This is a genomic window from Salinicoccus kekensis (assembly GCF_900220995.1).
Taxonomy (GTDB): Bacteria; Bacillota; Bacilli; order Staphylococcales; family Salinicoccaceae; genus Lacicoccus; species Lacicoccus kekensis.
Genome location: NZ_OBQF01000001.1, coordinates 268,938 through 286,180, shown reverse-complemented (window position 1 = coordinate 286,180; position 17,243 = coordinate 268,938). Strand labels below are relative to the sequence as shown.

Below are 17,243 nucleotides of genomic sequence, written 5' to 3'. Positions count from 1 at the left end.
ATTGATAATGAGACTGTCATCACTGACAGTCTCATTAGGATTTATATTTCAGAAATGATCGGAATGATCATCGGGCGCCGTTTTGTACTGTCGTACAAGTACTTACCGAGGTCATCTCTGATACTTTGCTTGATGGTGCTCCAGTCGAGCTTCTTCTCATCCAGTGCATCATTGACGATGTCAGTGATGCGGCTCTCCGCTTCCTTCAGCAGATCTTCACTCTTCTTTACATACACGAAACCGCGGGACTGCAGCTCCGGTCCTGCAATGATCTTCCTGGCAGATGGATCGATCGTGACGACCGCAATGAAGATCCCATCTTCGCTCAGGAGGCGGCGGTCCCGGAGGACGATGTTCCCAACATCACCGACACCACTGCCGTCGATCAATGTATTGCCCGCAGTCACTTTGTCGGCACTGATCATCTCTTTGCCGTCGAATGAGGCGACGTCACCTTTTTCAAGGAGGAAGATGTTCTCAGGCGCCACGCCGGTTTCAGCTGCAAGTTTGGCATGCGCAATCTGCATCTTGAACTCACCCTGCACCGGAATGAAATATTTGGGCTTCATCACATTCAACATCATCTTCAGTTCCTCGCTCAGGCCGTGGCCGGAAGCGTGGATGTTCTGTGACGGTGTGACGACATTCGCACCCGACTTGACCAGATCGTTCAGCGTACTGTAAAGGATGACCTCCATATTGGATGAAGGTGTCGTCAGGATGAAGACCGTATCGCTTTCGATGATGTTCGTCACATCATGTGTCCCCCTCGACATCTGCCCGAGTGCCTCGATCGGTTCACCCTGCGACCCGGTGGCGATGATCACGATCTCATTTTTAGGGTAATCCTTGATTTCATGGCTCGGTACGAGCAGGCCTTCCGGTATATCGAAATATCCGAGGTTCCTTGCCGTCTTGAATGAACTTTCAAGAGTCCTTCCCAAAAACGAGACTTTACGCCGCGTCTTCGCCGCATTGGTCAGCACCTGCTGGATCCGGACGAAGTTGGAGGCGTAGCAGGAGACGATGATCCGTCCGTCCGCCTTATGGAAACCGTCGAGGATCTGCTCTTCGACGAGGTTTTCCGCTGTATTGTAGCCGGGCTTTTCAGCCTCCGTCGAATCACTGATGAGGGCGAGCACGCCGTCTTCGCCTGCGATTTCATACATCTTCGCCATGTTGTAGCGGTAATCACCGCTGAGGCTCTGATCGAATTTGAATTCCCCCGTATAGACGATGGATCCGTATTTGGTCTCAAGGCTGACACCGTAGGCGTCGGGTATGCTGTGGCTGACTTCGAAGAAGACCATCTCCGCATTTTTGAATTTCATTTTCGACTTGCTGTTGATCGTGTAGAATTTGATTTTTTTATTGACGCCTTTTTCTTTCAGGCGCTCCTTCACCAGTGCCAATGTCAATTTCGATCCGTAGACCGGTACATTCAGTTCCCCGATGATGTACGGTATGGCACCGATCGCATCTTCATGGCCGTGGCTTAAGAAGATGCCTTTCAGTTTGCTCTTATTCTCTTTTATATATGAAATATCCGGGATGACGATATCGACACCCAGCATTTCATCTTCCGGAAACATCAGTCCTGCATCAAGAATGAACATTTCATCATCCACCTCGACGACGTACATGTTCTTGGCGATTTCACCGACGCCGCCGAGCGGGATGATTTTGACGTTTCCTGTCTCTTTGTTTTCTGACTTCAAATCTTTACCTCCTAAAATCACTTGAACGTTGCATGATAATGCCTGCCGTCAATCGTAATGTGTGTGAGTGACACTTCTTTAGTGTCGTACCTTGTTTCTTCTATGTTCTTTATGACCAGATGGCCGATGTCTTTGTCTGAGGAATGCAGTTCTTTCAAATAAGTTCCAAGGTTCAAGTCTTCGAAGATCAGCTTCACTTCATTTGCTTCCTTGATCCTCAGCTGACCGTCGACTTCGAATTCCCTGTCATCCAGTATGATCTTATTGAAAATCATTTATTGTCCTCCTGCTTTTTGTCTTCGAGCAGTGCCTTCCTTGAAGCGTTCACACGGCCCTGGTTGTCGATGTTGGTCACTTTGACGAGGAATTTGTCCCCGATTGTGGTGACATCTTCAACATTTTTGACATGTTTCGTATCCAGGTTCGAGATATGCACGAGGGCATCTTTGCCCGGGAAAATCTGGACGAATGCACCGAATTTCTCAATGCGCTTGACTTCTCCCATGTACACTTCCCCGACTACTGCGACACGTGTGAGATCTTCGATGATCTCCCTTGCACGCTTGATCATCTCGGGATCGCTGTGACCGATGAAGACTGTGCCGTCCTGCTCTATATCGAGCTTCGCACCCGTCTCGTCGATGATCTCGTTGATTTTCTTGCCGCCCGGTCCGATGACGTCACGGATCTTGTCCGGGTTGATTTTCATGACTTCGACTTTAGGCGCATAGCGGGACAGCGTCTCCCTCGGTTCGCTGATTGCATCAGTCAGATTCTCGAGTATCGCGAGCCTGCCGGTCCTTGCCTGTTCGAGCGCCTCTTTCAGGATGCCCTCATCGAGGCCGTCGATCTTGATATCCATCTGGATCGCAGTGATCCCTTTTTCGGTGCCCGCCACCTTGAAGTCCATATCACCAAGTGCATCTTCCATTCCCTGGATATCTGATAAGATCGTGTAGTTTTCATCCTTCTTCACAAGCCCCATGGCGATGCCCGCCACCGGCGCCTTGATCGGTACACCCGCATCCATCAGGGCGAGTGTCGAGCCGCATATGGACGCCTGTGATGACGAACCGTTCGACTCCAGCACTTCCGATACCACACGTATCGTATACGGAAACTCTTCCGCATCGGGGATGACCTGCAGCAGCGCACGTTCACCGAGTGCACCATGGCCGATTTCACGGCGTCCCGGGCCTCTGATCGGTCCGGTTTCACCTACTGAGAAATGAGGGAAATTATATTGGTGCATATAGCGTTTCTGGTCTTCTGCACCGAGTCCGTCGATGATCTGGTACTCACCGAGTCCGCCGAGCGTACATACGGAGAGCGCCTGCGTCTGTCCGCGTGTGAACAGCCCCGAGCCGTGGGCACGCGGCAGGAGCCCGACCTGTGAATCAAGCGGTCTGATTTCATCCGGCTTTCTGCCGTCCGGTCGCACTTTCTCTTCAGTGATCAGCCTGCGCACTTCTGCCTTGAGCAGTTCATCGATGATTGCACCCGCCTCTTTCACCGTCGCCTCGTGATCTTCATCCGCTTCGTCATAAGTCTCGAGGATGCTGTTTTTGGCATTCGTGATGCCTTCTTCACGTGTCTGCTTATCCATTTCCTGGATCGCATCATAGAGGCCGTGCGTGCGCACTTTCTCCTCCACGTCTTTCCTCAGGTCGAGGTCTTCCTCCTGACCGTCCACACCATGCTTTTCAGGGTTGATGCCGGCGATGATCTCTTCCTGGAACTCGACGAGTTTACTGATCTCTTTTTGGCCGAACAGGATGCCTTCAAGCATCACGTCCTCCGTCACTTCCTTCGCACTCGACTCCACCATGTTGACGGCATCTTTAGTACCGGCGACCTGGAGATCCAATTCCGACTTTTCCATTTCCTCTTCTGAAGGGTTGATGATGAACTCACCATCGATCAGGCCGACCGTGACGCCGGCGATCGGTCCCTGGAAGGGGATGTCGCTCACGCCGAGGGCAAGTGATGATCCGAGCATGGCAGCCATCTGAGGGGATGCATCCGGGTCGACGGAAAACACCATCGATATGACCTGCACGTCCCTTTTGTAGCCGTCCGGGAATAAAGGTCTGATGGGACGGTCGATCAGGCGGCTTGTCAATGTCGCCTCCTCACTCGGGCGCCCCTCACGTTTGTTGAACCCGCCCGGGATTTTTCCGACGGAGTACAATTTCTCCTCATAAGCCACCGTCAAGGGGAAAAACCCGATATCTTTAGGCTCTCTTGAAGCCGTTGCCGTGGATAATACGACAGTGTCGCCGTATCTGACAAGTACGGAACCGTTCGCCTGCCTTGCCATCTCCCCGTATTCAATGATCAAATCATGTTTACCCATTGTCGTTTTGTAGATCTTTTTTTGAGATTCTGTCATCTTTAATCTTCTCTCCTTAGTGTGACTGCTTAATAATAATCATATCACTTTTACTTTGAAATATATATAAAAAAAGGCATATCCCGATGGGATATGCCATAGGTGATTAACGGCGCAAGCCAAGCTTGGCAATTAAGTCACGGTATCTTTGAACATCTTTTCCACGTAGGTAGGTGAGCAGGTGTTTACGTCTGCCGACCATTTTCAAAAGACCTCTTCTTGAGTGATGATCTTTTTTGTGTGTCTTCAAGTGTTCGTTCAATGAGTTGATTTCCTCAGTCAGTACAGCAATCTGCACTTCCGGGGAACCTGTGTCTGTCTCATGGACACGGTATTCCTGAATCAGTTCATTTTTGCGTTCTTGTGTTATAGCCATAAAGAAACGCCTCCTTTTATCATTGATACACCTTTATCCGAGCAGCAGTTGGAGTGTCTTGCAGCCAAGATAAGGTACTCTGGTAAGTATACACACTTCAGTCGATATCTTCAAGTAATTTCTTTGCATCTTCCCGGTCAATCTCCATCTGCTCCACCAGCGGCCCGATACCTTCATATTTGACCTCGGGGCGGAGGTAATGGTGGAAGTAGATTGTGACGCTTTCACCATAGATGGTTTCATTAAAATCGAACAGATGCACTTCTATGATGGGTTTGACGATGTCGTCATGGAACGTCGGCTTGACACCGATGTTGCCGACACCCTTATGGATTTTGCCCGTCGAATGCACTTTCAGCGTGACGGAATAGACACCGTTTTTGGGCAGGAAATATTTATAGCTCGCCTCGATGTTTGCTGTCGGGAAGCCGATGGTGCGGCCCCTCTTTTCGCCCTGCACCACCACACCGTTAATCGTATAGGTGCGTCCGAGCTCGATATTGGCCTGTTCCAGGTCCCCTTCTGCAAGCTTATGCTGGATGCTCGTCGTCGACACCTTTTCATCGGTCAGGGCATATTTCCCGACGGTGGTCATATTGAATTCATCATATTTGTTCAGGGTTGTGGTGTTGCCCTGCCCTTTTCTGCCGTATGTGTAATCGAATCCGGAAACGAGCTCTTTGACCTTTGCACCGATGATGTACTTTTGGACGAACTCATCCGGCTCCAGTTTTGCAAGATTGCTTGAGAAGTTGACGACGAATACATAGTCCACCCCCATCTCTTCAAACATCTCCAGTTTGATTTCAAGAGGTGTCAGATAGGTGGTCCGCTGATGCTTCGGGTTGAGCACGACGGACGGATGGGGGTCGAAAGTCATGACCGCCTTCTTCAACTGTTTTTCCTCTGCAATCTTCATCATTTTCCTGATGACATTCAGATGTCCGCGGTGCAGGCCGTCAAAAAAACCGATCGCAGTCGCATTCTCCTGGATGCCGTTCATATCAATAGGATCTGTGGCATTCAGCCGTATAATCTCCATTTAAATCGCCTCTTAATCATAGTCTGTTGAACATTCTGTATGGTTTCAATTCGTTCTCTTTTGAGGGGTGCTGATGATACATTCCAATCGGCACGCCTTCATCCAAAAATACGATATATTTATTTTTATCATTAACCATTTCAATAATATCAGATTTGATCAGCTTCTGCCCATTCTTTACTTTGAAAAGTAATTCTGCGTCACTGATTTCCAGCAGATTTTCAGATTTCACGATTTCCCTGACCGGCTTCAGGCATTCTTTCTTACCTTCTTCCGGCAATTGTGCAAGTTCATCCAGCCTCACTGTATCTTCGATGCCGAAACCGCATGAGCCTGTGCGCATCAGGTCCGACATATGGGCCGGCGCGCCGAGTGACCTGCCTATATCGACTGCAAGCGTCCGGATGTAGGTCCCCTTCGAGCAGGTGACATCGATTTTGAAGGTGATCCGGTCGTCCGTCCGGATGATGTCACTGGTACGGACGATGTCTTTTATGAAGACGGTTTTGACGGGGCGGTCGACGGGCTGGTTCTTCCTTGCATATTCATAGAGCTTCCTGCCGTCAACCTTCACGGAGGAATAAAGCGGCACCTGCTGGCGGTAGCTCCCTTTGAAGGAATTGATCGTCCGGTCTATCAATTCATCCGGGATCGGGCCCGGGTTGCTTTCTTCAATGATTTCACCGTGTGCATCTTCGGTCTCGGTCGAGATTCCGAGGGTCACTTCGGCACTGTAGGATTTATCCCGCGTCTGCATGAACTCAGAGAGCTTCGTGCCCTCACCGACCACGACGGGCAGCACACCCGTCACCTCGGGATCCAGCGTGCCGGTATGGCCGACTTTTTTCATATGCAGGATTTTCCTCATTTTGTAGACGACGTCATGGCTCGTCATGCCTTTTTCCTTGAATATCGGAAATACACCATTATACATTTTATCACCTGTAATATGTAAAATGGCAAACCGGACCGGTTTGCCATTGTTTTATTTTTCTTTAATGTCACGCAGTAATGATTCGATCTTGTTGCCGTATTCGATTGAAGTGTCATATTTGAATGACAGTTCAGGTGCTTTCCGCAGGCGGATCTCCCGCGCGACTTCGCTGCGGAGCAGTCCTTTTGCACGGTTCAGCCCGGCTTCAACCTCTTCTTTGTTGTCGTTCAATGAAGTGTAATAAATGGTCGCATTCTCAAGCTCTTTAGTCACTTCGACTTCCGTCACCGTGACCATGCCGATATCCGAATCGGAAACCTTGGTCCTTAAAGCCTCGCTGACGACCTTCTTGATTTCTTCAGCTACTCTTTCATTTCTGTTGGACATATAATCACCTTTCGATCTCTACCATGATATAAGGTTCGATCTGGTCCCCTTCTTTCAGGTCATTGAAGTTTTTGATCGTGAGGCCGCACTCGTAACCTGCAGTCACTTCTTTTGCATCATCCTGGAAGCGTTTAAGGGTGTCCAGTTCGCCTTCATAGATGACTATACCCTCTCTGATGACTCTCACACCCGAATCACGCGTGATTCTGCCGTCGGTCACGTAGGAACCGGCAATCGTGCCCACTTTGGACACTTTGAACGTCTGTCTGACTTCGACATTGCCGATGACCTGCTCTTCGTACTCAGGATCGAGCATGCCTTTCATGGCCTGTTCGATTTCCTCGATCACCTTGTAGATGATGCGGTGGAGCCTCATGTCGATCTTCTGCTGCTCGGCTGCACGTTTCGCATTGACGTCCGGGCGGACGTTGAAGCCGATGATGATCGCATCCGAAGCGTTCGCAAGCGTCACGTCGGATTCATTTATCGCTCCGACGCCCGTATGGATGATGCGGACATTGACGCCTTCGACGTCGATTTTCAGGAGGGAGGCACTGAGTGCTTCCACTGAACCTTGTACATCACCTTTGATGATGATGTTGAGGTCTTTCGTCTCCCCTTCTTTCATCTGTTCAAACAGATTATCGAGGCTGACCTTCTGTGTCTGTTCACGTTCGCGCACGATCTTATCCGATTGTCTCGCCTCTCCGATTGCACGGGCTTTCTTATCATCTTCGAATACGACGAAACGGTCGCCGGCAAGCGGCACGTCATTCAGACCCGTGATTTCCACAGGTGTGGAAGGGCCGGCACTCTTGATGCGCTGGCCGAGATCATTGACCATCGCACGCACTTTACCGTATGTGTTGCCCACTACGAGCGAATCCCCGACTTTCAAAGTGCCGTGCTGCACAAGAAGTGATGCAGCAGGACCCCTGGATTTGTCGAGTTCCGCTTCAATCACCGTACCGATGGCAGGACGGTCGCTCTGTGTCTTCAGCTCTTCGACTTCCCCGACGAGGGTGATCATCTCAAGGAGATCATCGATGCCGTCGCCGCTCAGTGCAGAAAGCGGGACGAATATCGTGTCCCCGCCCCAGTCTTCCGGGTACAGGCCGTGTTCGCCGAGTTCGGTCATCACACGGTCCGGGTTGGCTGTCGGTTTGTCGATTTTGTTCACTGCAACGATGATCGGTACACCCGCAGCTTTGGCATGGTTGAGCGCTTCGATCGTCTGAGGCATGACGCCGTCATCTGCAGCGACTACAAGGATCGTGATATCCGTCACCTGCGCACCGCGTGCACGCATTGTAGTGAACGCTGCGTGTCCCGGAGTATCCAGGAACGTGATCTTTTTACCGTTGGCTTCGATCTGGTATGCACCGATGTGCTGGGTGATGCCCCCGGCCTCGCCGGCCGTCACTTTCGTCTCACGGATCGAGTCGAGGAGTGTGGTCTTGCCGTGGTCGACGTGTCCCATGATGGTGACGACGCTCGGTCTTTCCTCTGTGAGGGATGCTTCATCCAGCTCGAAATAGTTTTCGAGGGCAGCTTCATCCTCCTGGGACTCTTCTTCGGCCGTGAAGCCGTAGTTGTCCGCAATCAGTTCGACAGACTCTTTTTCCAGCGACTGGTTGATGTTTGCTGCAACACCCAGCATGAAGAGGTCTTTGATCACGGTTGAAGCGTCGGTTTCGATTTTCTCGGCCAGTTCGCCCACTGTGATGCCTTCTTCATAAGTGAATGTCTTCGCTTCAACTGACTGGTCTTCATTCGCAACGGGCTTTTGATCCGCCTGTTTCTGCTGGTTCTTGTTCGGTTTTCCGGATTTCTGCTTTTTGCCCGTGTTGTTTTTCTGGCTGGTGTTCTTCTGTTTGTTGTTCTGGTTGGTCTTTTGCTGATTATTGTTCTGCGGATTTTTATCCTGTTTATCATTTTTGCTTGTCTTGCCGAAGTGTTTATCCAGAAGGGAAACTTCGTTGCTTTCAAGTGAACGCATATGACTGCTGACTTCCACACCTTCTTTGCGCAGAAATTCCATCACTTTTTTACTTGTCAGATTGTTGTTTTTGGCGTATTCATGAATTCGGATTTTACTCATTGAATCACTTTCCTTTCTCGAGAAGGTCGATGCATTTTTTTGCAAAACCTTTATCTGTGACTGCGAGGACTACACGGTTTTCACTCCCTGTAGCTGCACTCAGTTCATTTTTGTTATATTTGTCGATGACGCGGACATTGTAGTACCGCGCTTTGTCGGAAACCGTCTTGGCAGTGGACCTGCCGGCATCACTGGCCAGGAAGACCACTTTCGCCTGACTGTTCCTGACTGCTTCCAATGTCCGTTCCTCACCATTCACAAGCTTGTTTGCCTTGACGATCAAACCCAGCAGATTCAATATTTTATCATTCATCGTTTCGGGATGTCCTCCCGGTATATGAGCCTGATGATTTCGTCGTAGATTGGGTCCAGCACTTCACCGGACATTCCAAGTTTTCTTTCCAGCACTTTCTTTTCTCTTGCTGCTTCCACTTTTTCAAGGTCTTTTACGACGTAGCTGCCCCGTCCGTTCTTTTTGCCGGTCGGGTCGACGAAGATTTCGTTCTCCTTATTGACCACGATCCGGAGCAGTTCTTTTTTCGGATACATTTCATTTGTCAGAATGCATTTTCTGAGTGGAACTTTTCTTGCCATGTTATCACCCGCTGAAATTAATATTTTTAGTCCTGTTCGATGATGCCTTCTTCAACGGCATCGGATTCACTTTTAATATCAATTTTCCATCCGGTCAGCTTCGCCGCGAGTCTTGCGTTCTGCCCTCTTTTACCGATGGCGAGCGAGAGCTGGTTGTCCGGTACGATGACCACTGTGGACTGGTTGTCCTCATCCACGAGCACATCGACCACCTGGGAAGGGCTCAGGGCATTCTTGACGAATACTTTGGGATTGTTGTCCCAGAGGACGATGTCGATCTTTTCGCCCGACAGTTCGTTCACGACAGCTTCAACCCTCGCCCCTCTTGCGCCGACACATGAACCGACGGCATCGACGTCCGTATTTTCAGCATGCACACTGATTTTCGAACGTTCACCCGCTTCACGTGCCACACTCATGATTTCAACGGTGCCGTCATAGATTTCAGGCACTTCCTTCTCAAAGAGGCGCTTCAGCAGATTCGGATGTGTCCGGGATACGAAAATCTGCGGACCTTTCGTCGTCTGCTCGACTTTATTGACATACACCTTGATGCGGTCATTCGGCTTATATACTTCATTCGGCATTCTTTCCGACTCGCTCAGTACGGCATCCGTGCGGCCGAGCTGGATATAGACAAAACGGTGGTCCACCCTGTCGATCAGGCCGGTCATCACTTCATCTTCCTTGTCGATGAATTCTTCGTACAGTATGCCGCGTTCCGCATCGCGGAGACGCTGCATGACCGCCTGTTTTGCGGCCTGTGCGCCGACGCGGTTGAAGTCCTTCGGCGTGACATCTTCATCGTACGGGTCGCCGATCTCGTATGCCGGGTTGACTGTGCGGGCAGTCTCGAGGTCCACTTCAGCCGTTGGATCCTCGACTTCCTCCACCACATCTTTCCGCGATATCACACGGTAGCTGCCATTTGTGATGTTCAGATCAACTTTGACATTTTTATGCTGTGTGTAATTCTTTTTATAGGCGGTCAGAAGCGCGGCCTCAATCGTCTCTATCAATATTTCCCTTGGAATGCTCTTTTCTTTTTCAAGATAATCCATAGCATTCAATAATTCCTGATTCACAATTTATCTCCTCCGATCAGATTAATACTGCTTTCCTTAAAGTGGCGATTTTTTCACGGTCAATCGTGACTGTCTTCTTCCTGGCCTTGTCTTTATATTCAACAGTCACAGTGTCCTGATCGTATGATTTCAATATGCCCGTCCACTCTTTTTCGCCGTTGATGTGCTGGTAAGTCTTCACATAAATGCCGCTGTCCAGGGTCATCTCCAGGTCATCGTCATTTTTGATCGGACGTTCAGCTCCGGGCGAGGAGACATCCAGAAAATAGGCACCTTTGACAATATCCCACTCATCCAGCTTTTCACTGATCACTTCACTGGCCGCAGCACAATCCTCAAGCGTTATGCCGCCCTTTTTATCAAGATAGAGCCTCAGGAAACTATCCTTACCTTCTTTGACGTATTGCACTTCAATGAGCTTGTAGTCGAGTGCTTCCAGCACCGGTGCAGCATTGTCGAAAACTTTTTGCTCAGTATGATTCATGCCAAAATCGCCTCCTTTAAACGTAAGAAAAGAACGGGCGGACCCGTTCTTCTCCTTGTGCATGAGTATTAATATCATTAATCATGTTATCATATTTTAAATTGTTATGCAACTTTACATCACAGGTCAAAAATGGACAGCTGTGCTTTGTCCGGCAGATGGTCGAGTGTGCCGAGTTCGGTCATGTATTCGACCACTTTCTGCGCGACACCGGCACGCTTGTTCAGATCCTCCTTGGAAATGAACGGCTCCTCTTCCCGTGTGGCGACAATACGCTTCGCAACGTTTGCCCCGAGGCCCGGCACCGCGATGAACGGCGGGATGAGGCCGTCTTCTGTGAGCTTGAATTCAAAGGCGTCGGATTTGTCGATGTCCACCGGGTGCATCTTAAATCCTCTGTGCGCCATCTCGTTCACGATCTCGAGTACGACCAGCGTATCTTTCTCCTTTTTCGACAGCTCGTGGAAATTGCTGTTCATCTCTTTGACTTTGTGGCGGATGGTGGATTTATCCTTGACCATCGTCAGGAGGTCGAAGTCCGATGCCCTGACGGTGAAGTAGCTCGCATAGTAATAGAGCGGGTAGTGCACTTTGAAGTATGCGATGCGCACTGCCATCAGCACGTAGGCTGCGGCGTGGGCTTTCGGGAACATGTATTTGATCTTCTTGCACGATTCTATATACCATTCCTCGACGCCGTTCTCCCGCATCGCCGCTTCATGCTCCTCGGTCAGGCCTTTCCCCTTCCTCACCTTCTCCATGATGTTGAAGGCGAGTGACGGTTCCAATCCTTTGTACATCAGCGTCACCATGATGTCATCACGGCAGCCGATGACGTTGGATAAGTCGCACGTCCCACGGCGGATCAGATCCTGGGCGTTCCCGAGCCATACATCCGTGCCGTGGGACAGGCCGGAGATCTGCACGAGTTCACTGAATGTGGACGGCTTCGTGTCTTCCAGCATCTGCCGGACGAATCCGGTGCCGAATTCCGGCACCCCGAGCGTCCCCGTCTTGCAGATGATGTCATCTTCCGTGACGCCGAGTGATTTCGGCGAGCTGAAGAGGCTCATCGTCTCGGGGTCATCCGTCGGCAGCGTCTTCGGATCGATATGGGAAAGATCCTGCAGCATGCGGATCATCGTCGGGTCATCATGCCCGAGTATATCCAGCTTAAGCAGGTTGTTGTCAATCGAATGGAAGTCGAAATGTGTCGTCTTCCATTCCGCTTCGATGTCATCGGCCGGGTACTGGATCGGCGTGAAGTCGAATATATCCATATGGTCGGGCACCACGATGATGCCGCCCGGATGTTGTCCGGTCGTCCGCTTCACTCCGGAACACCCTTTTACAAGACGGTCGATTTCGGCCCCACGGCGTGTGATGCCATGATCATTCATATAGCCTTTCACATAACCGTAGGCGGTCTTCTCGGCGACGGTGCCGATCGTCCCCGCCCTGAAGACGTAATCTTCACCGAACAGCTCCCTCGTATAGTTGTGAGCTTTCGGCTGATAGTCGCCGCTGAAGTTCAAGTCGATATCCGGAACTTTGTCCCCTTTGAAGCCGAGGAACGTTTCGAACGGGATGTCCTGCCCTTCTTTAATGAGCGGGGCACCGCATTTTTCGCATGACTTGTCCGGAAGGTCGTAGCCTGAAGATACGCTTCCATCCGTGAAGAACTCCGTCTCCTTGCATCCCGGGCATATATAATGCGGCGGCAGCGGGTTCACTTCTGTGATCTCCGTCATGGTCGCTACAAAGCTCGATCCCACGGAACCACGGGAGCCGACGAGATAGCCGTCGTCCAGTGACTTCTTGACGAGCTTCTGGCTGATGAGGTAGATGACGCTGAACCCGTTGCCGATGATGCTCTCAAGCTCTTTTTCAAGCCTGTCCACGACGATGCCGGGCAGATCCTCACCGTACAGCGCTTTGGCATTGCTGTAGCTCATGTCCCTGATCTCGTCATTCGCACCTTCTATATTCGGCGTGAAGAGATCATCCTTGATGGGTTTTACGACATCGATGCTGTCCACAAGATCATTTGGTGCATCGATGACGATCTTCCTTCGCGTCGCTTCATCGAGGAAGCTGAAGTCCTCATACATCTCCGCCGTCGAACGGAAATGCGCATCCGGCAGGTTACCCCGGCTGAGCGGGTTCCCGGGGTTGCTTTTGACCAGGATTTCACGGCAAAGTTTATCCGATTCATCGAGGTAATGCACATTCCCCGTCGCGACGACCGGTTTGCCGAGTTCATCTCCTGCCTTGATGATGTTTTCAATGATTTCCTCAAGCGTCTCCTCGCTCCTCACGATTTCCCTGTCAAGCAGCCTTCTGTAGAGTGGCTTCGGGAATACTTCGAGGTAGTCGTAGAATTCCGCAACCTTCTTTGCATCCTCATACGGTTTCTGCATCATTGCGGTGAACACTTCGCCCTGATCGCACGCACTGCCGACCAGTATGCCTTCCCGGTGCTTCTCGAGGACGTTTTTACGGATCCTCGGCATCCTGTAGAAGTGGTCCGTCAGTGAATATGAAACGATTTTAAAGAGGTTTTTGAGCCCAGTCTGGTTTTTTACGAGCAAAGTGGCATGCGAAGGCATTGCACGCTTGTAAGCCTCCTCGCTCATGAGCTTCTCGTTGATTTCCATATGATTCGTCACACCGAGCTCCTTCAGCTGGTAGAGCATCTTGATGAATATATAGGCGGTGGCTTCTGCATCATAGATCGCACGGTGGTGCTGGGTCAGTTCGACATTGTATTTTTTGGCGAGGATGTTCAACCCGTGCTTTTTGAAGTCGGTGTTGATCGTCCGTGACAGCTCGAGCGTATCGATGACACCGTTCTGATAGCTGCCGAGCCCTTCCTTCTGATAGGCCGCTTCTATGAAGCCCATATCAAAGCTTGCATTATGGGCGACGAAGATTGCATCCCCCACCCATTCCTTGAAGTCGGTGATCACTTCACTGATCGGCGGCGCGCCGGTGAGCATATCATCTGTGATGCCGGTGATCTCCTTGATCGTCTCCGTGAGCGGCTCGCCCGGGTTGCTGAAAGCTTCGAAGCGGTCGATGATCTCGCCGCCCCTCACTTTGACGCCCGCGAGTTCGATGATCTTATCGTACTTGGAGGATAAGCCCGTCGTCTCCACGTCGAAAACGACGAATTCATGATCTTCTAGGTCGATGTCCTGCGGTTTGTACGCGATGTCCGCCCCGTCATCGACAAGGAGGCCTTCCATGCCGAATATGACTTTCACACCGGTGTCGAGCGATGCGTAATACGCATCCGGGAAGGCCTGGACGTTATTGTGGTCCGTGACCGCAATGGCCTTATGGCCGAAGTCCTTCGCCCGTTTCACGAATTCACCGATGTTGTTCAGCCCGTCCATCTGGCTCATTGCAGAATGCAGATGGAGCTCCACGCGTTTTTCTTCCATCGGGTCGCGGGCGGGCGGTTTATTGACCGCCGTCAGGTTTTTGATGTTCAAAACGAGGTCTTTTACGAAATCATCATATTCGACGTTGCCCTCGATGATCACCCAGTCATTTTCGCTGAGTGCATCGAATACGGCTTCATCGCCCTTGTTGTTCCTTGAGAACATTTTGGCGCTGATCGAGTCACTGTAGTCGGTGATCTTGATATTAAGTATCTGCCTGCCCGTCCGGAGCACTTTGATGTCCTTATCGAAGATGACGCCTTCGACTTTCACATTGAACTCTTCATCGATGATGTTGTTGAGCGGTCTGACGCCGTCGAAACCGACGTATTTGCCGATCTGCTTCTCAACCGCTCCGGCATTATTGTTCTGCTGTTCCTTCATTTCCTCCTGATGCGAAATGAAATTCTGTACGAGTTCCGTCTTCTCCTCCTGCAGGCGGTTCTCCAGGTTTTCACGCTTCTTGGCATCGAGATTTGCATCAACCGCAAATTCTATATCCCCAATCGCCATGCCGAATTCATGGTAGGCCGCCTTCAGGTTGCCGTTGACGTGCTTGTTGAAATGGGATCTTGTGATCTCATTCTGTACATTGAAGATCAGCACGCCGTCCCTGTATTCCTTCTTACAGTTCAAAAGCTGGTATCTGACATTATCATTGATTCCGAGGTGCAGGAGGATGTCCTCCAGATAATCGATCACGTTGTCATCCGAAAAATGATCGCTCGTCAAAGTCACTCTGACGTCCGCAATGTCCGCAAATGCCTTTTTGATATTGTCGATCAATAAAAGCCTGAGCGATGCGGGGATCAGCTTCTCAAAATGCAGCTGGAAGTGGAACATCCTCTGTTCATCGTCCACAACGATTTTTTTGAGCACCCCACTTGTGAGGTGCTCATTCATTTCTATATTCGCCTGTGATAATAATATTTTAAACTGCTCATGCCCTTGCATTCACAACACTCCTAAACCTGTTTTGCCGGCCGGATGCATCAATTTTCATCTATGAACTTCAAAACATCAGCAATATCGACATCGGTGCTTTTTTCATCCGTACGCCGCTTCACTTCGACCACGCCGTCCTTCGCACCGCGTCCGACGACGATGCGGTAAGGGAGGCCGATGAGGTCCGAATCGGCGAACTTGACGCCGGCCCTTTCATTACGGTCATCATACAGCACCCTGTATTTTTCCTGAAGCGATTCATAAAGCTCTTCTGCAGCATTCAGGATCGTCTCATCCTTCGTGTTCGCCGTGATGATATGGACATCGAACGGGGTGACGGACTTCGGCCATATGATGCCTCGCTCGTCATGGTGGCTCTCGATGATTGCAGAGAGCGTCCTCGATACACCCACGCCGTAGCAGCCCATCATGACAGGCACGCTGCGGCCGTTCTCATCCAGCACGTTCAGGCCCATGGATTCGGAATACTTCGTCCCGAGCTTGAAGACCTGACCGACTTCGATGCCCTTCATGAACTTGACCGGTCCGCTGCCGTCCGGCGCCGTCTCACCTTCGTTGATGAACCTGAAATCCCCGGTGCCGCGGACTTCAAAGTCCCTCGTGTGGTTCACGTTGATATAATGATGACCGGTTTCATTGGCCCCTGTCGGGTAGTTCACCATCGCATCGACCTGGTAATCAAGGTAGACCGGAATCTCCGTATTGACGGGACCGAGGCTGCCCGGTGTCGCATTGAAGTGCTGCACGATTTCTTCTTCGGTCGCAAATTCGATCTCTTCCTCCGCATTGAAGAACGATTTCACTTTGACATCGTTCAGCTCCTGGTCGCCGCGTACGAGGATCATCAGGAACTCACCGTTGATCTTGACGACCATCGTCTTCGTCGTTTCATGAAGCGGGATTTCGAGGTGGTCCGCCAGTGACTGGCACGTTGTGACACCCGGTGTCTCAACTTTTTCAAGCTCTTTTTCCGCATCCGCCGATTTTTCAACCGGCTGGCATTCGGCTTTTTCGATATTCGCCGCATAATCGCTTTCTTCCGTATAGGCGATCGTATCTTCACCGATGTCGGCAAGCGCCATGAATTCATGCGTATGGCTGCCGCCGATCGCGCCTGAATCCGCTTCGACCGCACGGTAGTTCAGGCCCATGCGGGAGAAGATGTTCTCATATGCCTGATACATGTCATTGTACGTTTTCGTGAGTGACGCATCATCCGTATGGAACGAATAGGCATCCTTCATGATGAATTCCCTGCCGCGCAGGAGGCCGTACCTCGGCCGCAGTTCATCGCGGAATTTCGTCTGGATCTGGAACAGCGTGAGCGGCAGTTTCTTATAGCTCCTGAGTTCATCCCTGAGGAGGGCCACGATCATTTCCTCATGCGTCGGCCCGAGTGCGAATTCACGCCCGTGGCGGTCGTTCATCCTCATCAGTTCATTGCCGTACGCATCCCAGCGCCCGGACTCCTCCCACAATTCCTTCGGGTGCAGCACGGGCATATGGATTTCAACGCCGCCGATCTTATTCATCTCTTCGCGGACGATTTTCTCTATGTTGTGCAGTACAAGCCTTGTGATCGGCAGGTATGTGTAGATCCCGCTCGCCATCTGCTTGATCATCCCCGCCTTCAGCATCAGGCGGTGGCTGAGGCTCTCAGCATCCTGCGGTGTCTCTCTTAAAGTCGGGATAAACATTTGTGACTGTCTCATGTGACT

Annotated in this window: 14 protein-coding genes; all 14 read right to left on the bottom strand. The window is 50.8% G+C overall.

Annotation, left to right across the window (positions count from 1 at the left end):
- Positions 1-41: 41 nt before the first annotated feature.
- Entirely contained in the window at positions 42-1,718 is a 1,677-nt protein-coding gene (locus CRN96_RS01355) for a ribonuclease J (RefSeq protein WP_179647064.1), read from the bottom strand.
- A 17-nt stretch (positions 1,719-1,735) separates the two neighbouring features.
- Positions 1,736-1,993, bottom strand: a complete 258-nt coding sequence (locus tag CRN96_RS01350; RefSeq protein ID WP_097038367.1) for a hypothetical protein — start codon at positions 1,991-1,993, stop codon at positions 1,736-1,738.
- Positions 1,990-4,110 (bottom strand): polyribonucleotide nucleotidyltransferase, encoded by a 2,121-nt coding sequence (pnp, locus tag CRN96_RS01345; RefSeq protein WP_097038365.1) that lies wholly within the window; start codon positions 4,108-4,110, stop codon positions 1,990-1,992. Before pnp ends, CRN96_RS01350 begins: the two co-directional genes overlap by 4 nt.
- Before the next feature lie 106 nt (positions 4,111-4,216).
- Entirely contained in the window at positions 4,217-4,486 is a 270-nt protein-coding gene (rpsO, locus tag CRN96_RS01340) for a 30S ribosomal protein S15 (protein ID WP_097038363.1), read from the bottom strand.
- 97 nt (positions 4,487-4,583) lie between these two features.
- On the bottom strand, positions 4,584-5,528 hold the full coding sequence (locus CRN96_RS01335) for a bifunctional riboflavin kinase/FAD synthetase (protein ID WP_097038361.1): 945 nt from the start codon (positions 5,526-5,528) through the stop codon (positions 4,584-4,586).
- Positions 5,529-5,544: 16 nt separating this feature from the next.
- The gene (gene truB, locus CRN96_RS01330; RefSeq protein WP_097038359.1) at positions 5,545-6,462 is read right to left on the bottom strand and encodes a tRNA pseudouridine(55) synthase TruB; all 918 of its coding nucleotides are present in this window, start codon (positions 6,460-6,462) and stop codon (positions 5,545-5,547) included.
- Positions 6,463-6,513: 51 nt separating this feature from the next.
- Entirely contained in the window at positions 6,514-6,849 is a 336-nt protein-coding gene (rbfA, locus tag CRN96_RS01325; RefSeq protein ID WP_097038356.1) for a 30S ribosome-binding factor RbfA, read from the bottom strand.
- Positions 6,850-6,853: 4 nt separating this feature from the next.
- Positions 6,854-8,950 (bottom strand): translation initiation factor IF-2, encoded by a 2,097-nt coding sequence (gene infB, locus CRN96_RS01320; RefSeq protein ID WP_097038354.1) that lies wholly within the window; start codon positions 8,948-8,950, stop codon positions 6,854-6,856.
- Between the two features lie 4 nt (positions 8,951-8,954).
- Positions 8,955-9,263, bottom strand: coding sequence for a L7Ae/L30e/S12e/Gadd45 family ribosomal protein (locus CRN96_RS01315; protein WP_097038351.1), 309 nt, complete (start codon positions 9,261-9,263; stop codon positions 8,955-8,957).
- Positions 9,260-9,544 carry an RNase P modulator RnpM gene (gene rnpM, locus CRN96_RS01310; RefSeq protein ID WP_097038349.1) on the bottom strand — a complete coding sequence of 95 codons (285 nt, stop codon included), beginning with the start codon at positions 9,542-9,544 and terminating at the stop codon, positions 9,260-9,262. Before rnpM ends, CRN96_RS01315 begins: the two co-directional genes overlap by 4 nt.
- Before the next feature lie 26 nt (positions 9,545-9,570).
- Complete coding sequence (gene nusA / locus CRN96_RS01305) at positions 9,571-10,632, bottom strand: transcription termination factor NusA (protein WP_097038348.1); 1,062 nt, start codon at positions 10,630-10,632, stop codon at positions 9,571-9,573.
- Between the two features lie 13 nt (positions 10,633-10,645).
- Complete coding sequence (rimP, locus tag CRN96_RS01300) at positions 10,646-11,113, bottom strand: ribosome maturation factor RimP (protein WP_097038346.1); 468 nt, start codon at positions 11,111-11,113, stop codon at positions 10,646-10,648.
- A gap of 119 nt (positions 11,114-11,232) precedes the next feature.
- The gene (locus CRN96_RS01295) at positions 11,233-15,513 is read right to left on the bottom strand and encodes a PolC-type DNA polymerase III (RefSeq protein WP_097038344.1); all 4,281 of its coding nucleotides are present in this window, start codon (positions 15,511-15,513) and stop codon (positions 11,233-11,235) included.
- Positions 15,514-15,551: 38 nt separating this feature from the next.
- Positions 15,552-17,237 carry a proline--tRNA ligase gene (locus CRN96_RS01290; protein ID WP_097038343.1) on the bottom strand — a complete coding sequence of 562 codons (1,686 nt, stop codon included), beginning with the start codon at positions 17,235-17,237 and terminating at the stop codon, positions 15,552-15,554.
- Positions 17,238-17,243: the final 6 nt, after the last annotated feature.

Excerpts from the sequence above, each read along its gene's own strand:
- rimP (WP_097038346.1), bottom strand. The coding sequence starts at position 11,113 with ATGAATCATACTGAGCAAAAAGTTTTCGACAATGCTGCACCGGTGCTG.
- rbfA (WP_097038356.1), bottom strand. The coding sequence starts at position 6,849 with ATGTCCAACAGAAATGAAAGAGTAGCTGAAGAAATCAAGAAGGTCGTC.
- CRN96_RS01335 (WP_097038361.1), bottom strand. The coding sequence starts at position 5,528 with ATGGAGATTATACGGCTGAATGCCACAGATCCTATTGATATGAACGGC.
- infB (WP_097038354.1), bottom strand. The coding sequence starts at position 8,950 with ATGAGTAAAATCCGAATTCATGAATACGCCAAAAACAACAATCTGACA.
- CRN96_RS01315 (WP_097038351.1), bottom strand. The coding sequence starts at position 9,263 with ATGAATGATAAAATATTGAATCTGCTGGGTTTGATCGTCAAGGCAAAC.
- CRN96_RS01350 (WP_097038367.1), bottom strand. The coding sequence starts at position 1,993 with ATGATTTTCAATAAGATCATACTGGATGACAGGGAATTCGAAGTCGAC.
- pnp (WP_097038365.1), bottom strand. The coding sequence starts at position 4,110 with ATGACAGAATCTCAAAAAAAGATCTACAAAACGACAATGGGTAAACAT.
- CRN96_RS01290 (WP_097038343.1), bottom strand. The coding sequence starts at position 17,237 with ATGAGACAGTCACAAATGTTTATCCCGACTTTAAGAGAGACACCGCAG.
- CRN96_RS01295 (WP_097038344.1), bottom strand. The coding sequence starts at position 15,513 with ATGCAAGGGCATGAGCAGTTTAAAATATTATTATCACAGGCGAATATA.
- truB (WP_097038359.1), bottom strand. The coding sequence starts at position 6,462 with ATGTATAATGGTGTATTTCCGATATTCAAGGAAAAAGGCATGACGAGC.
- rnpM (WP_097038349.1), bottom strand. The coding sequence starts at position 9,544 with ATGGCAAGAAAAGTTCCACTCAGAAAATGCATTCTGACAAATGAAATG.
- rpsO (WP_097038363.1), bottom strand. The coding sequence starts at position 4,486 with ATGGCTATAACACAAGAACGCAAAAATGAACTGATTCAGGAATACCGT.